Raw genomic sequence first — 16175 nt, forward strand, 5'->3', positions numbered from 1 at the left:
AATCTACGAGGAGAAATCGATACGTCCGTTCTTTTGGTCCAGTTCAAGCCCCTCGGGAATGTTTAGGTGAGAGAAATGAAAACTGCGATTCGACATCATCACACTGCCCTGCACGTTACGGACATGGAGCGCAGCGCCCGGTTCTACGTGGAAGGGCTTGGCCTTGCCCGCTTGAAAGCGTGGACATCGGGCCCATACGTCGGCGAACTTTACGGCCGTCCGGACGTTAAGGTCAAAGCACTAATGCTCTCAACGGGTGACGGTACCTTCAACTTGGAGCTGGTCCAAGTTGAGGATCCGCCACCGGCCGTCAACCCATCAGAGGCGCAGCCGGGGACTGCACATCTTGCTTTTACCGATATTGACCTGCGCAAGGTTTACGCCAGAATGACAGCGCTCGGGTACAGCGCACTGTCCGAACCGGTCGCACCCACGTCGGGCCCGGTTGCAGGAGGCTTGCTGATCTACCTGCTCGATCCAGACGGAAATCGTGTGGAGCTAATTCAGCCGCCAGATTGGCCGCCAAGCGACAACTCTTGAGCTGTCCGCACCCGGGTAAAGATGCTCGGAGTGCCTAGCGCCGGGTGACCAGACTGGGAAAACCAGGGGAAACAGCGCATGGAACGAGGAGCGCGGCTTTAGGATTCCGGCTGAAACGGTCCGCCACTCATCAATCGAGCCTTGAGTCTTTTCGATAGCAATGACACCTTTGCCGAGAAGGCCGACGATTGGCAAGTCCGTGGCACGGACTTGCTGCGCAAAAACGGTACACGGACGCGGACTGCGGTCTGGTCCTCGCCCTATTAAACGGTGAGCACGGTTTAAGAGGGCAAGGTAGTGGTCCCTGTTCGGGAGCCGCTTGTGGTGGGCGAGCAGGCTGGGCCTGTGTTCCGCATATCGACTGTTTGGTTCATGATTCAGCGCTTCGTTGGGTGAGGGGATATCCCCGACGCCGCGTCGCGAGGTCGCTGCGACACATGCAGGAATGGTCTAGGGGGAGCGCTGCTAGGCTTCGCGCAAGGTGTGGCTACCCCTTGCATGCCTGGGGCTCCTGCTATTCGGCCTGCGCCACCGCCCGGATGGCAGTTGGATCCCATGGTGTGGGGGTGAGATCTGGTTGCTCGTGGGGCCGTAGGAGCAGCCTTGAGAAGCCATCCCCGTATGCTCGGGTCCCTAATGAACTCTGCCGCTTCGTAGCGGTTCATCGATTGAGTTACGGGCTGCAGATGATCCTAACCTCAGCAGTGCGGGTGAGGTTAAGGCCTGCCGAAACAGCCGAACAGGGTTCATAGCTGGAGTGGATGCCTGACTTAAGGTCCAGGACCTTTTTGAACTGCTTTTTTGTTTCGCTTGGCAGCAGCCCACCCAGATTCTCACGCTCGAGGGCGAATTCGGTGGCCACGAGCTGGGAGTCGGGGTTGAAAAGACTGATGCAGGTCGTAATAACTTCCCCCAATATCGTTGCCGGCCTGGCGGAGAGCGCCTACGGCCGCGAGATTGCCGTTACCAGGCAGTTCAACAACGTAAGGGACTTTGCTATTGCCGATCCGCCACTCAAGGCAACGAGACACCCCCTGTTTCCGCAAATACACGGAAAATCTACGCTGCGTTGAATGGGGATGTGTCCAATGGCGCCCAGCAGTGCCCTTCATTCCGCGAAGCAGAGTGCCACGGTCAATCAGCCCCGCGCCAATGCCGGTGGAAGATGCAACAGCGATCATTTTCGTCGCCGCAGGACTCAACAGTTGTTCGCCGTCCCCCAAGAGCGGAAGCCGACGCTGTCTTCGTGGCGGAATTCGAGCTCATATCAGCGCCAGGTCTCCAGACGGTCTCCGGACACGGCGATTTAAGGGTCGTCGTAGCCCCATCCCCAGGCGAGCTTGCCGTCTTCGTCGACGGGAAGATTGGCCCACTGGCCGGTGGGCAGGGCGTTCGGCCGTGCATTCGTCAGGCTCCTTCGTTGGCGTTGGTGTTGATGTTGGTGTTGAACGAGATTCCATGAAGGGACAGGCGGTGGGGCCTGGCTCGTCTACACGTTGAGCTCTTGCCCGTGAGTTCCAGCGCATTCGGCCCCCGCCGGTACTTATGACGCGGGCTGAGGGGCTTGTCAGAGTTTAGGAATTGCAGTTCCGGTGAGTCGCGAAGGGCACGCCACATGACCGCTTGGAAGCGGCCATGTGGCGTGCCTTTCTGGGTTGGGCCTGGGCGCAGAACTCTTGCTGTAGTTATCCCTTGACACCACCGGACGTCATGCCGGCAACAAACCAGCGCTGGAAGGCCAGGAAGATTGAGAGAACGGGGATGAAAGCAACGACGATGAATGCAGCGAAGAGTCCCCAGAAGCTACCGAAGCCAGTGGTTATATACCGCACGATGCCGTTCTGGACGGTCTTCATGTCTTCTGTGGTGGCGAGGACGGTGCCTACAAGGAAGTCGTTCCAGACGAATACGAAGATGAAGATGGCTACGGCTGCAATGCCGGGACGGATGAGCGGGAGGATGATGCGCCACAGGATCTGTGGCCGGGAGCAGCCATCGATCGCAGCCGCTTCCTCTATCTCAACGGGAATGTTCTCAATGAAGTTGCGCAGGAACAATATGGTCTGCCCACAGATGATGGCCGTGTAGACAAGAATCAGCATCGGATAGGTGTTAATCAAGGCTGTCCTCACGAACATGGAGTACAGGGCGATGAAGACCACGATCGCGGGAACCATCGACAGCACCAGGATCCCGGTCATCAGAGTTTCCATGCGGCGGCTTCGGTACCTGGTGGCGACATATGCTGCCGGGATGGAAATCGCCAACGCGAGGGCGATAGAACCGCCGGCGTAGATGAGGGAGTTAACAAAAAATCGAATGTTCGTCGAAGTCAGTATGCCTGCAAAGCCCTCGAATGAGATCGGGTCCGGAATCCATCGTGGCGGGAACTCAAGGGTGTCCGAGCCGGTTTTCAGCGAGGTGGATACGATCCACGCGACCGGCGGTAGAACGATCGCGGCTGAGAGGAAGACGTATGCCCAAGCCGGAACCGCCCGAAGGAGGGCGCCGACGCGGCCTTGGCGGCGCGAGGTTGTGGTGCTCACAGGCTTTCCTTCCGTCGGAAGCGAATGGCGACAAGAGTGAGGAGAATGTTTACGGCGAAAAGGAGGATAGCCGTTGCTGATGCCCCGGAGAGATCGAACTTGTCGAACATCTGGTTGTATACCCGCATTGACAGCGTCTCGGTCGATCCGATGGGGCCACCTCGTGTCGTTACCAGGATGATGGTGACCATCTGTACGTAGAGCATGAGCAGAACGATCACCACGGAGACGATGGTGTTGCGCAGGTAAGGCAACGTGACGTTGACAAATGCGTGCCGAATGCCCCCGCCGTCCACTTTGAGGCTTTCGTACAATTCCACTGGAATGGTTTGAAGGGCGCCGAGAAAGAGAAGCATGGCTTGCGGGTAGGACCACCACGCCGTCATCAGAGTCACGGCGACGAGCGCACTATTAGGGGACGAGAAGACATCAGTAGGACCGAACCCAAGGGCTTGGGTGATAGCTGAGGCTGGCCCGTAATTAGGGTTGAGGAACCAAAGCCAGATTGTTCCTGCCGTGGCCTGGGACATAAGCCACGGCAACAGGAAGAGGCTGCGGACGGAGCGCTTGAATCGATGCAGGTTGTTCAGCACAATCGCAGACAAGAGTCCCGCGGGCAATGCAATGACCAGCGCCCCGAGCGAAAATACAAGCGTTGTCCAGATGCGGGCGGGCAGGTCGGAATCTGAGAACAGCTTTGTAAAAGAGTTCAGACCAGAGAATTTGCCGATCTGGTAATACGAAGTCTCGTGGAGCGCTGTCCAGGCCGTGTAGATGAGCGGTCCAACGAAGACAAAAAGAAACACGGCAGTGACGGGGACGACGTACAACCAGACCATGCGGTCTTTACGAGCCCGGCGGAAAGCCTGGATGCCTGTGGGTGCAGTGGCCGTCTGAGATGAAGTGCGGGTCGGGCTGTTTGTTGACATTATCTCTCCCTTCCGAGGGGAGCCTGATTTTTCAGGCTCCCCTCGGACGTTGGGGGCTATTACTTGTTGGCCGCATCCTGGGCGGAACGGATAAACTCGCTGCCCGATAGATTGTTGAGGGTCAGTTTCTGTCCGGCCTGGGAGAGCCCGGTGGCCAGCGAGGTCCAGTTATCGGAATATGTGCGGGGTTCGCTGTTGCTCTTGACATAGGCGGCGATATCGTTCACAACCTTCGCTTCAGGCGTGGAGAAGAATGGCTGCTCATAAGTGGCAGCGCGTGTGGGAACCTCGCCGCCGGTGGCCATCTTTGCGCCGGCTTCGGGTCCGGTCATGTATTCGATGAACTTCCAGGCAGCCTCTGTATTTTTGCTCCCGTTGCCAATTCCGAGTGTCCATCCAATGGTGGTGCCCGTGGTGTCTCCAGTAGATGCCTTCGGCAAGTTGGTCCACTTGACGTCCGGGTTCTGGGATGCGAACGACACGATACGTTCGGTGCCCATGACTGACATTGCGACAGTGCCGCTGGCCATGCCGTCTGCTACGGTGCCATACGTGTCGGAAACGACGTTGCTACCCAGTGCCTTTGCGTCCCGGAGCTTGGCAAGGAAATTGCCAAACTCCTCGCTCTTCTTTGTGGCGAAATCTGCCTGTCCGTCCCCAGTCCATATTTCCTGGTCGACCTGCGTCATGAAGCAGTTGAAGAAAGTGCTGATGATGGCTGAATTGTCAGTGTCCGAGAACCCGGTTCCGAACCCGGTGAATCCAGCTGCGGCAGCTTTCTGTGCCACGTCCACGACTTCCTCGTAGGTGGTCGGAGTGGCCGCACCGATCTGAGAAAGAATTTTCTGGTTGTAGTACAGTGCGCAGGTCCGGTATTCATAGGGCACCGCGACCTGCTTGCCGTCAGGTCCCGCGAGAGTGTCCGTGGGACGGAGCCAGTCAGTGACCTCGGACGCAGCATCAGGCAGCGGCGAATAGACACCGGCCGCGGCCATCTGGGGCACGATCGGGGTGAACATCTTAAACACATCCGGCGCCTGACCGGCCGCTGCCGACTGCGGCAGCCTGTTCAGCATATCGCCCAGGGAAACCACCGAGAGATTGATCTTGATGTCAGGGTTTGCCGCCTCAAAGTTGGCGATGTTTTCCTTCAGTGCCTTCGATCGCGGATTGTCCTGACTGGGATCGAGGAAGTCCCAGTAATTGAGCGTCACCGGCCCCCCAGATTCCGGAGTTGAGGGGGAGCAGCCGCTGAGGGCAAGGCTAGCTACGACTGCTGTTACGAGTGCCAAGCCCCATCGCTTCTTGATCATGAATCTCTCCTGTGTGCTGGGTTGCTGATGCGGGAGCATGCCGTACTCAAAACGACGCCTGCTGAACGTGGGACTACCGAAGGTCCGGGGATGAGCCAGTTGATCATCGAGTCTCTCCTTTGAGATCGGTTGCATTGACGAGCAGTGAGATCGATTGCTGAGATCGGTTGCATCCAACATAGGGCTAGCTGAAGGTCCTGTCAAGCATTCCCTGGGTTCGAATCTTGGGGGTCCGTTTTCTCGATCGTCATCGAATGCTGCCATCGGGCTGTGCATCAGTTTCTTGCTTCCTTGGTGCATGGCTGTATCCCCTTGAGATGTCTTCAAGCCATGCATGGCTTGTTGAACATGATGGCTCCCACCGAATGCACCAGGAGCCAGGCTCCGAGCATGCCGAACGAGGGCAGCCAGCCGGCCCTGGATCATGCAGGAGACCTACAGGAACGGGCCGGCGCTGGCGAGGACGGCCTGACACGCGGAAATGCCGGGTTCGTTATGGAACGGACGCCCCCGCAGCTACTTCTACCCCTGTGCGGAAACGTGTTCGCGGTGGTGAGCTATTCTCCACTGAGATTCATGTCGCTCGGCCACTGCGCGCTTTATACCCTCTGGCACTACAGAGAATCCGTCCTACCTGCGCCTCGAGCCAATCGAGGGGCACTCGCTACCCGGGTCTAGTCCAGGAATGCTCCACGTTGCACAACGCAGGAAAAAGGAGCAAAACAGACCACCCCGCGGGCGGAACGTCTATGGATCCCCAGCCGTTAGCGCTGTGCCACATCCGAACTATACCGATGCTGGAGGGTTGATTCATGACACCGATAATGGGCACGGGCCATCGACAAGTGGCCCAAGCTACTCCACGGACCCGTCTTGTGGCTGCATTAGACCCAAGGTTCTCTCATCTATGGGAGATTGGCTTGGTAGCCGCCAAAATGCGTGAATCGCGCACCATGGCGGGCGCGGGCTCCGGACAAACTGCGATCTGCTTAGCACGGGAAGGCGCCAGGCGACGGACTGGGACGAGTCATTCCATTCACTTCTACTCGTCCCACTTGACCGCCGAAAACGGACCATACGTCGGCCTATCCCCCCGCCGGGGGAGTGGTGCCACACCCGCTCCCACTCGTCTTTCAACATGAGGGTTAGAACGCACGCTTGGCGAGACGCCGTCTCGCAAGTCGGCGGCGGGCGGTTGGCCTCAGCAGTTTTACGTTCCGCAGGCTAGCTCGGCGAGAGCACAGAGATGGCCCTTCGGCCGAGGCTGCCTACGACGTGACGGTGCATGATTTCCCGGGCACGGAGGGCGTCGCCGGCAACGACGGCGTCGGCGATTTTGATGTGTTCTTCCTGGACGCGGATCCGGTCTTTTTCGGAGTCTTCCTGGCTTTGCAGTCCGATTTGCCGGTAGCGGTCTGCCTTGTCCCACAGACCTTCCAGGATGCCGATCAGGAGGGGGTTGTGCGATGCGGTGTAGATGGCGCGGTGGAATTCGCGGTGAACGGTCATGGCTCCGAGATCGGCCGCGTCGTGCAGGGGTGTCAGCTGCGCCAAGGCGGTCCGGATCTGGGCGACATCTGCTGGTGTTCTACTTTCGGCCGCGAGGCCGGCTGCCAACGGATCCAGGTTTTCGCGGATGACGTAGAGGTCTCGTGCTTCATCTGCAGTGAGCGAGGCGACCCGGGCGTCGCGGTGTGATTCGAGTTGAACGAGTCCTTCCGCCGCGAGGCGTCGAAGGGCTTCCCGCAAGGGGGTGGTACTGACGCCGATTTCCTGAGCGAGCTGTGCTTGGTTAAGGACAGAGCCCTGAGGAATATCCCCGCTGAGGATCTGGCGGCGGAGCTCCTCGTAGGCGTAGGCGTTTTTGGACAGTGCTACGGCCGGGTTTGCCACCGTTTACTCCTTATGCGTGAGGGCTTCTTCGGGCCGGAGGGTCCAATAGGCTATGTCCTATACTACTTGCGGCCATAACCGATGTTTAAGTGGCAAGGCCAATACAAGGTGGGGAGCCAGGTGTCCCTGGCAGCCCTAGCCGGTGCAATCCTCTCCCGTCCCCTGAACGCGATGAAGTGCATCAAATTCGGCCTCTAGTGGTCGACAGTATGAAGAGGGCACCGCCCTCTTCACCGCGCAGTCGGGCCGTTACGAGGCCCTCCATTTGTCCTCCACATCGTCTTGTCGGCCAGAAGATGATCCGCGAGAGCGCATGCGTCCGATTGATTACGGCTATAACCACTCTGCCGCGGCCCAGGCTCGAATCAAAGGTGAAGGGGGTAGACAGCTACCTATAGGTTATAGGCTATAGTGAGTGATCGGATCACACCAATTGTTCCGCCACCACATCCCGTTGCTTTGCTCAAAGGAGAGACAGCCATGACGGCGTCCAAAACCCGCTGCACTTCCTCGTCCCGATCCAGAGTTTTCACCAGATATGCCGCAGCCTGCGTGGCCTCGGCCCTCGCCTTAACTTTGACTGCTTGCGGCGGAGCGGCCGTCCCCACACGGACTCCCGCTCCGGAGAACTCGATCACAACGGGCCAGTACCCCGACTATTACCCGGCCGAGTACAAGGACCTTGTCGCCGCGGCAGAGAAGGAGGGTGGCGAGCTCACCGTCTACTCGAACACGGACCAGGAAAACTGGGCGCCGGTGTTCCGTGATTTCAAGAAGAAGTACCCGTTCATCAAGGACATCTCCGCGAACAACCTCGGTTCCGACGAAGTTTTCCAGCGCGTTCTGAGCGAAAACGCCACCGGCGGCTCCCCGGCGGACATTCTGGTCACTAACGCTGCCGGCGCCTGGGCAGACTTCGCAGCCCGGGGAGATGTCCTGACCCAGTACACCTCCCCGGAATTGGTGAAGGTCCCTGAGTTCGCCAACCTGCTGCCCGGCGTGACCGCGATGTCGGCGGACGCGATGACGGTCACGTACAACACCGCCTTGATGACCGAAGCGCCGACCGGGCTCGCCTCACTCGCCGAGCAGGTCAAGGCCAACCCGTCCCAGTTCCAGGACAAGATCGGCATCCGCGACATCAAGAGCGCCTTTGGATTTACCGTCTTCCACGCCCTGACGAAGGACAAGCCCGAAGCCTGGGACGCCCTGGCAACCATCCTGCCGCTCTCCCGTCCGGAGAGTTCCTCTGCCACGGAGAAGGTCTTGGCCGGCGAGTACGTCGCCAGCGCACTGGTCAGCGCAGCTCCGGCATTCCCCGTGGTCAAGGACTCCGCCGGTCTGTTCAAGATCGCACTGCCCGACGACGGCACGGTCGTTCTGCCCCGCGGCGTCGGTATCGCAGCGAAGGCACCGCACGCTGCCACGGCAAAGCTCTTCATGGACTTCACCCTTTCGGCCGAAGGCCAGCAGGCTGTTCAGGAAGGCGGCCTGTCTTCCTTCCGCGAGGGCGTCAAGCCGGTCGAGTTCACCTACACGTACGCCGACATCGTCAAGGAAGTCGGGGAGGAGAACATCATCTCCGTTCCCTTCAAGAAGGTCTCCGAGGCAGAAACCGCTGCGTTCACCGAGCGCTGGAACAGCCTCAAAAAGTAAGTACCCGTGACTGACCAAGCAAGGACCGGAACACCACTCATGACAACAATCCCCGAAACCAAGCCGCCGGCCCAGGTGGCCCCGCCGCGGCCGGAATATCCGGCTCCGAAGTATCGCCGGATCCTCGGCGCGGACCGCAGTCAGCTGCTTTTCTGGGCAACCATCATTGTGCTGGCGCTCCTGGTTCTTGCACCTGTGGTCCCCACGCTTTACCAGTCGGTGATGGACCGTCCTCTGTACGAGGAGGGCGGTCTGTTCACCCCCGATAACTACATCCGGCTTTTCACCGAGGCCAACTTCGGCTCTGTGGCCCTGAACACCATTTTGTTCGCTGTGATGACAACGGTCATGACGCTCCTGATCGCCGTGCCTATGGCCATCGTCGTCATCCGCACCAACATCCCGGGCCGGAAGTTCTTTGGGGCGGCCATGCAGTGGCCGTTTTTCATCTCGTCGCTAATTTTGGGCTTCGGCTGGATAACCATGTATGGACCCGCAGGCTTCGCCAGCGTCGAGGTCCGCCGGGTCCTGGGCTTCCTGCCCTGGGACCTGTACACCCTCCCGGGCATGGCACTGACCGAAGCCGTGGCCCTCGCACCGATCGCCTACCTTTTCTGCGCCAACGCCCTTCGCAACTCCGACGCATCCCTCGAAGGCGCCGCCCAGACCGTGGGCGCCGGCCCGTTCCGGATCCTCTGGTCAGTCATTATGCCAATGCTGCGCCCGCCCATCGTTTACAGCTCGGTCCTGGTCTTCAGCATGTCCATCGAGACGCTCTCCATTCCGCTGCTCTACGGCCAGCCCGTGGACATCACCGTCTTTGCCACCTTCCTATACAAAAACGGACTGCAGTCCATCGACCCCGACTACGGGATCCTGGGTGCCGCATCCGTGATCATCCTGCTCGTGACGATCCTCCTCGTCGCCGTCCAGGCCAAACTCCTCAAGGACGCGAAGCGCTTCGTCTCGGTCCGCGGCAAGGCCACCAGGCCCCGTCTGCTGGATCTGGGCTGGATCAAATGGCTCGCGGTCGCCTTCATCACCAGCTACGTGGTCATCGGCGCGCTCGTTCCGATCCTCGGGTTGGTGATGCGGTCCTTCACCAAGATTTTCACCCCGCTGCAGAACCCGTTGCTGTCCCTGACGATGGGCAACTACCAGCGGATCTTCGAATTTCCCGCCTACGTCGGCTCGATCCGCAACAGCCTCATCGTGGCCGGCGTCGGTGCCGTCCTGGTCAGCGTCCTAGCCGTCGTCGCCGTCGTTGTCTCCAAACGCTCCAGCTTTCGCTACCGCAAGGTCATCGAGTACCTGGCTTTGGCCCCGCAGGCCATGCCCGGGTTGATCATCGGCATCGGTCTGTTCTGGGCCTTCGCTTTCATGCCGTTCAACATGGGCTCCCTGCTGCAGGGCACCATCTGGGCCATCATCATCGGTTTCGGCATCCGCGCCCTGCCCAGCGCGTTCGGCTCCATCTCCCCGGCGGTCATGCAGATCGGCGAGGAACTGGACAACGCGGCCCGCGTCAACGGTGCGGACTGGCTGCGGATGTTTCTCCGCATCCTGGTCAAGCTCCTCACCCCCGCTTTTGTCGCCGCGATGGTCCTGACTTTCGTGGTGATGATGAAGGAATACTCCCCGGCGATCTTCCTCGGCTCAGCCGATACCGCCGTCATCGGCACCACCATGCTCGAGCTCTGGGTCCAGGGCAACACCGGATCGGTCGCCGCCCTGGCCACCATTCAGATCGTTATCACCGCAGTCTTCGTCGGCGCCGCCGGCCTGCTTATGAAAGGTAAAAAAGATGCCTGACGTCGTCGTCAAGAACCTCCGCAAAGACTTCGGAGGCAACACCGTCCTCCACGAGGTCAGCTTCACCATCAAGGACGGGGAGTTCTTCACCCTCCTGGGCCCGTCCGGTTGCGGAAAGTCCACCACCCTGTCCTGCCTCGCCGGCCTGGAGCAGCCCACTTCGGGCTCCATCGCCGTCGGAGACACCGTCCTGGTCGATGACTCCTCGAACAAGTTCGTCCCGCCCGAGGAGCGCAACCTCGGCATGGTGTTCCAGTCCTACGCCCTCTGGCCGCACATGACACTGGCGGAGAACCTGGCGATGCCGCTGAACATCCGCAAGGTCTCCAAGGCTGAGCAGAAGACCCTTATCCACGACGCGCTGGAGAAGGTAGGCCTGGCCCACCTGTCCCACCGATACCCGCACCAGCTCTCCGGCGGCCAGCAGCAGCGCGTCGCCCTCGCCCGGGCCCTGGTCTACTCGCCCAAGGTCCTGCTCCTGGACGAACCGCTCTCCAACCTGGACGCCAAACTCCGCGAACAGGCCCGGGTCTGGCTCAAACGGCTCCAGTCCGAACTGGGCATCACCACCGTCTACGTCACCCATGACCAGGAAGAAGCCCTGGCCATGAGCGACCGGATCGCGGTCATGTCCAACGGGCACATGCTCCAGGTCGCACCGCCCCATGAAATCTACGAACGTCCCGCCACTGCAGAAGTTGCCGCCTTCATCGGACGCTCCAACTTCATCGACGGTACGGTCATCTCCGCCCGCGACGGCGCAGCCACCGTCCGCCTCGACGAGAGCGGCGAAACCATCAACGTCGCCGTCAGCGAACAGGCCGCCAGCGGGGACCTCGTCACCGTGGCCTTCCGACCGGAAAAGGTCTTCCTGACCAACAGAGGCGCCGAACTCCCGGCAGACGCCATCGCCCTCAACGCCGACATCATCACCACCTCCTACGTCGGGTCCCGGTACGAGTACGACCTCAAATACGGCAGCAAAACCCTCCTGGTCGACAGCACAACCGGCGGGCTGACCGGCGCGGTCCGCCTGGTGGTCCCGGCCGAAGCCGTGCGACTCTACCCCCGGGCAAACGTCGTCTCCAAGGACGTCGCCGAACTGATGGCTGTCACCCACTAGCCAGCCCCAAAAATCCGGCGGGGAAGCCAGCTCTGAGCAACTTCCCCGCCGGGCCCCAAAACTTCCACGGCATGACCCTCCAGCGGAGGTCATAGCTCTAATAGCGCAGGTCCGAATCTGTCCGAGAAAGTGTCCATCATGAGCATCGCCACCGCCGCCGGTTCCCACCCCTCCCTTACCCCCCTCGAAGTCAACGGCGACGTGCTCCAAGCCGTGGACATCGTAGGCGCGTTCGGGCCGGACTACCCCCGCCTGCCCATCGTTCTTCGGCTCCTGGCGGAGAACGTCCAGCGGAACATGACCGGCCACGAGCGCGACCAGGCCATGGACGCCCTGCGCCGCTGGCTTGACACCGGGACGAGCACCGCCGAAATCGAGTTCCTTCCGACCAGGGTGCTGATGCACGACACCACCAGCACACCCGCCCTGGTGGACATCGCCGCCATGCGCGACACCCTGGCCGAATGCGGTGAGGACCCTATGGCATTGAACCCGCTGCTGCGCGTGGACGTTTCCATTGATCATTCACTGGCGGTGGAGGAATACGGGCGGGCCGACGCAGCCGCCCGGAACATCAAGCACGAGATACGGAGGAACCGGGAACGCTACCAGTTCCTGAAATGGGCGTCGAAGGCGATGAACGGCGTTCACATCAACCCGCCCGGAACCGGCATCATGCACACCATCAACCTCGAACAGCTCGCCACCGTGGTCACCACCATCGAAAAGGACGGGGTCCGCTGGGCTGTCCCGGACATGATGGTGGGCACCGACAGCCACACGCCGATGATTAACGGCCTCGGTGTTCTCGGCTGGGGCGTCGGCGGACTGGAAGCCCAGACGGTCATGTTTGGCATGCCCGCCACCCTGCGGATCCCCGACGTCGTCGGGGTCCGGCTCACCGGCGAACTGGGAACCGGCACCCTCGCCACTGACCTGGCCCTGACCGTTACCCACCGCCTTCGCGAAGTCGGCGTCACAGGTGAGTTTGTTGAGTTCTTCGGCCCCGGCGTCTCCACGCTGACGGTGGGGGAGCGGGCCGTCGTGGCGAACATGGCACCCGAGTACGGCGCTACCACCGGGTACTTCCCGATCGACGCTATGGCCCTGGACTACCTTGCCGGCACCGGCCGCACAGCGGAACAGACACGCCTTGTGGAGGCTTACGCCAGGCAGGCAGGGATCTGGTTCGACCCGGAAGCAACCCCCGTCTACACGCGGGTGATCGACGTCAACCTGTCCACGATCGCCATGCACGCCGCCGGCCCCCGCCGCCCCCAGGACCTCCTGCCCTACGGCGGCATCCGCAACGCCCTGGAACAGGAGGCCGGACCGAAACTCCCCGGAACCGGGCCGCTGCCGGAGTTCCCCGTTGCCCTGGCCGCGATCACCAGCTGCACCAACACCTCTGACCCGCGCCTGCTGATCGCTGCCGGACTGGTGGCCCGGAACGCCAGAAAGCGGGGCATGAGAGTCCCCGAATGGGTCAAGACATCCCTCGCTCCCGGTTCACCCGCGGCGGCCAGCTACCTCAAGCGCGCCGACCTGACTGAGGACCTCGCCTCCGTGGGATTCGACATCGTCGGTTTCGGCTGCACCACCTGCATCGGCAACCCCGGGCCCCTGACGCCGGTGGTTGCCCAGGCCCAGAATGACGGCGGGAGCGAACCTGTGGCTATCCTCTCCGGGAACCGGAATTTCCCGGGACGGGTGCATCCCGACGTCGAACTCAGCTTCATCATGTCCCCGCCCCTTGTCGTGGCCTTCGCCCTGGCCGGCGACGCCAAACGCGACCTCAGCGCCGAACCTCTCCAGTACCTGGAGGACGGTACACCTGTCTACCTCACGGACCTGTGGCCGACGCGCGAAGAGATCGACGCGCTGGTATTGAAAGCCAACGACCCCGCGGATTTCCGCCGCGACTTCGTGATCGCCAGCCGGGATCCGCAGTGGCGCCGAGTGGAAGCCCCGTACGGCGCACAGTATCCCTGGGATCCGGCGTCGACCATCCTGCGGAGGCCGCCGTTCGCGGCGATGACTGAGGGGAGCCTCTTGGGCGGGTTTACAGCCCACCCGCTGCTAGTCCTCGGCGACGACATCACCACGGACCACATCTCCCCGGCCAGTGCCATCCCGCCACATAGCGACGTGGCGGACTTCTTGGTGGCCAGAGGAGAGGACAGAGGTGACCTGAACGTCTTTGCCTCGCGCCGCGGCAACTGGGAGGTTATGGTCCGCGGTGCCTTCCACGCCAAGTCAGTCAAAAACCTCCTCCACCCCGAAGCGCCTGTCGCGCAGACTGTCCACTCGCCGTCGGGCGTCACCATGCCAATCTGGGACGCCGCTCAGCGGTACCGCAAGGAAGGCGAATCCGTGGTGATGGTGGCGGGGGAGCGGTACGGCATGGGATCCTCCCGGGACTGGGCGGCCAAGGCCCAGCGGCTGCTCGGCGTCAGGGCCGTCATCGCGGTCAGCTTCGAGCGGATTCACCGTTCCAACCTCGTCGGGATGGGCATCCTCCCGCTCGTTATGCCCGCCGATATGAGGGACAAGCTCCTCAGTCTCAAGCCTGGCGACAGGATCAGGCTCGACGCCTTCGAAGACTGCATCCACCCCCGCGCCGCCATCACGGCGGCCATTGTCCGCAGCGACGGAACACAAGAGCCCTTCACCGCCACGGCTGCCGTGGAAACCGGATTGGAATGCGAACTCCTTGCCGTGGGCGGCGTTATCCCCATGATCCTCCGCCGGACCCTGAACCACACGGACAGCTGATGGGTCGCACTCCGCCCAAGGAGCAATCTATGCCAAGCACTGATCGTCAAACGGCCAGTTTTCAATCAGGGCTGCCCCGCCATGCCCAGCTGGAACCGGTACTGAACTGGACAAAGCTCTCGCGCAAGAACGATTTGGAGCTCGTGCATCGAAACGGCAAGACCCTGACCTCAGGCAGGGTGGACATGCTCGCCGTGGACTGCAGCGTTTTCTGGCTGATCCAGGACAACGGCAAAGGCCGGGCAATGTTCCTTCCGGCCGACGACGCCATGGTCTTTAGGCACAACCGCGGCGGGCAATAAGCCAAATCCTAAACTCCCCGAAGCCCCACTAACAGCGAGGAAAATGATGAGTGCGTTCGAGAAAATTGAGGTTGTGGGTTCAGTGGTGGAGCTCGACGGCGACGAAATGACACACATCCTCTGGCAGTTCATCAAGGACCGCCTGATCACCCCCTACTTGAACATCAAGCTCGAGAGTTTTGATCTGTCCCTGGAGAACCGGGACGCGACCGATGACCGGGTGACGTTGGATGCCGCCCATGCTATCCGTGAGCAAAAGGTGGGCGTCAAGTGCGCCACCATCACTCCCGATGAAGCACGGGTGCGGGAATTCGGCCTCAAGAAGATGTGGCCCTCGCCCAACGGAACAGTCCGAAACGTCCTGGGCGGCGTCCTGTTCCGCGAGCCGATCATCATCTCCAACATCCCCCGTCTGGTTCCCGGCTGGAACAAACCCATCATCATTGGCCGGCACGCCTTCGGTGACCAATATCGGGCCACCAACTTCAAGGTCCCGGGGCCGGGGACTCTCACATTGACGTTTACCCCTTCCGACGGCGGGGAGGAGATCCGGCAGGAGGTGGTCACGTATCCGGAGGGAGGCGGCGTGGCAATGGGCATGTACAACTTCAACGACTCCATCCGCGACTTTGCCAGAGCGTCCTTCTCCTACGGGCTGCAGCGGAACTACCCCGTCTACCTCTCCACGAAGAACACCATCCTCAAGGCATACGACGGGCAGTTCAAGGACCTGTTCCGGCAGGTGTTCGAAACCGAATTTAAGGAAGCGTTCGACGCCGTCGGGCTGGGGTATGAACACCGGCTGATCGATGACATGGTTGCCTCAGCCATGAAGTGGGAGGGCGGCTATGTTTGGGCCTGCAAGAACTACGACGGTGACGTCCAGTCAGACATCGTCGCGCAGGGATTCGGCTCCCTGGGTTTGATGACGTCCGTGCTCATGACGCCGGATGGCAGCACCGTGGTCGCCGAAGCCGCCCATGGCACTGTCACGCGGCACTACCGCCAACACCAACAGGGTAAGCCCACCTCCACGAACCCCATCGCCTGCATCTTCGCATGGAGCGGCGCCCTGCGGCACCGCGGCAAGCTGGACCAGACACCGGATGTGGTCCGGTTCGCCGAAACCTTGGAAGACGTGGTCATCAAAACGGTCGTATCCGGAAAGATGACCAAAGACCTCGCACTTCTCATCGGGCCGGAACAGCCTTGGCTCACAACCGAAGAGTTCCTTGCAGCCGTTGATGCCCGCCTTGCCGTCTCACACCTGCCGGTCATTGTCTGAC

At 61.1% G+C, this 16175-nt stretch carries 12 protein-coding genes; 7 read left to right on the forward strand and 5 right to left on the reverse strand.

Going from position 1 to position 16175, the window contains the following annotated elements:
• The first annotated feature begins 75 nt into the window (after positions 1 to 75).
• Positions 76 to 540: a VOC family protein gene (locus M1E17_RS10490; RefSeq protein WP_457967198.1), complete on the forward strand. Its 465-nt coding sequence runs from the start codon at positions 76 to 78 to the stop codon at positions 538 to 540.
• Positions 541 to 1483: 943 nt separating this feature from the next.
• Here the strand turns inward: M1E17_RS10490 and M1E17_RS10495 are convergent.
• The 5 genes from M1E17_RS10495 to M1E17_RS10515 all read right to left on the reverse strand — a co-directional run bounded on the left by M1E17_RS10495 (position 1484) and on the right by M1E17_RS10515 (position 7221).
• On the reverse strand, positions 1484 to 1642 hold the full coding sequence (locus M1E17_RS10495) for an ROK family protein (RefSeq protein WP_457967695.1): 159 nt from the start codon (positions 1640 to 1642) through the stop codon (positions 1484 to 1486).
• Between the two features lie 583 nt (positions 1643 to 2225).
• Positions 2226 to 3086, reverse strand: coding sequence for a carbohydrate ABC transporter permease (locus tag M1E17_RS10500; protein WP_307075855.1), 861 nt, complete (start codon positions 3084 to 3086; stop codon positions 2226 to 2228).
• On the reverse strand, positions 3083 to 4015 hold the full coding sequence (locus tag M1E17_RS10505) for a carbohydrate ABC transporter permease (RefSeq protein WP_457967200.1): 933 nt from the start codon (positions 4013 to 4015) through the stop codon (positions 3083 to 3085). The genes M1E17_RS10500 and M1E17_RS10505 overlap by 4 nt, the downstream gene beginning before the upstream one ends.
• Positions 4016 to 4074: 59 nt before the next feature.
• Complete coding sequence (locus M1E17_RS10510; protein WP_457967201.1) at positions 4075 to 5328, reverse strand: ABC transporter substrate-binding protein; 1254 nt, start codon at positions 5326 to 5328, stop codon at positions 4075 to 4077.
• A 1224-nt stretch (positions 5329 to 6552) separates the two neighbouring features.
• Complete coding sequence (locus M1E17_RS10515; protein ID WP_457967203.1) at positions 6553 to 7221, reverse strand: GntR family transcriptional regulator; 669 nt, start codon at positions 7219 to 7221, stop codon at positions 6553 to 6555.
• A gap of 480 nt (positions 7222 to 7701) precedes the next feature.
• Here M1E17_RS10515 and M1E17_RS10520 point away from each other — a divergent pair, with 480 nt between their 5' ends.
• From M1E17_RS10520 to M1E17_RS10545, 6 genes are all read left to right on the forward strand, one after another.
• Positions 7702 to 8877: an ABC transporter substrate-binding protein gene (locus M1E17_RS10520; protein WP_457967204.1), complete on the forward strand. Its 1176-nt coding sequence runs from the start codon at positions 7702 to 7704 to the stop codon at positions 8875 to 8877.
• A 39-nt stretch (positions 8878 to 8916) separates the two neighbouring features.
• Positions 8917 to 10689 carry an ABC transporter permease gene (locus M1E17_RS10525; RefSeq protein WP_457967206.1) on the forward strand — a complete coding sequence of 591 codons (1773 nt, stop codon included), beginning with the start codon at positions 8917 to 8919 and terminating at the stop codon, positions 10687 to 10689.
• Complete coding sequence (locus tag M1E17_RS10530; protein WP_457967208.1) at positions 10682 to 11812, forward strand: ABC transporter ATP-binding protein; 1131 nt, start codon at positions 10682 to 10684, stop codon at positions 11810 to 11812. The genes M1E17_RS10525 and M1E17_RS10530 overlap by 8 nt, the downstream gene beginning before the upstream one ends.
• 138 nt (positions 11813 to 11950) lie before the next feature.
• Positions 11951 to 14587, forward strand: coding sequence for an aconitate hydratase AcnA (gene acnA / locus M1E17_RS10535; protein WP_457967210.1), 2637 nt, complete (start codon positions 11951 to 11953; stop codon positions 14585 to 14587).
• A 29-nt stretch (positions 14588 to 14616) separates the two neighbouring features.
• The gene (locus tag M1E17_RS10540; RefSeq protein WP_457967212.1) at positions 14617 to 14889 is read left to right on the forward strand and encodes a hypothetical protein; all 273 of its coding nucleotides are present in this window, start codon (positions 14617 to 14619) and stop codon (positions 14887 to 14889) included.
• A gap of 46 nt (positions 14890 to 14935) precedes the next feature.
• Complete coding sequence (locus M1E17_RS10545; protein ID WP_457967696.1) at positions 14936 to 16174, forward strand: NADP-dependent isocitrate dehydrogenase; 1239 nt, start codon at positions 14936 to 14938, stop codon at positions 16172 to 16174.
• Position 16175: the final 1 nt, after the last annotated feature.

Source organism: Arthrobacter sp. D1-29, from assembly GCF_054130585.1.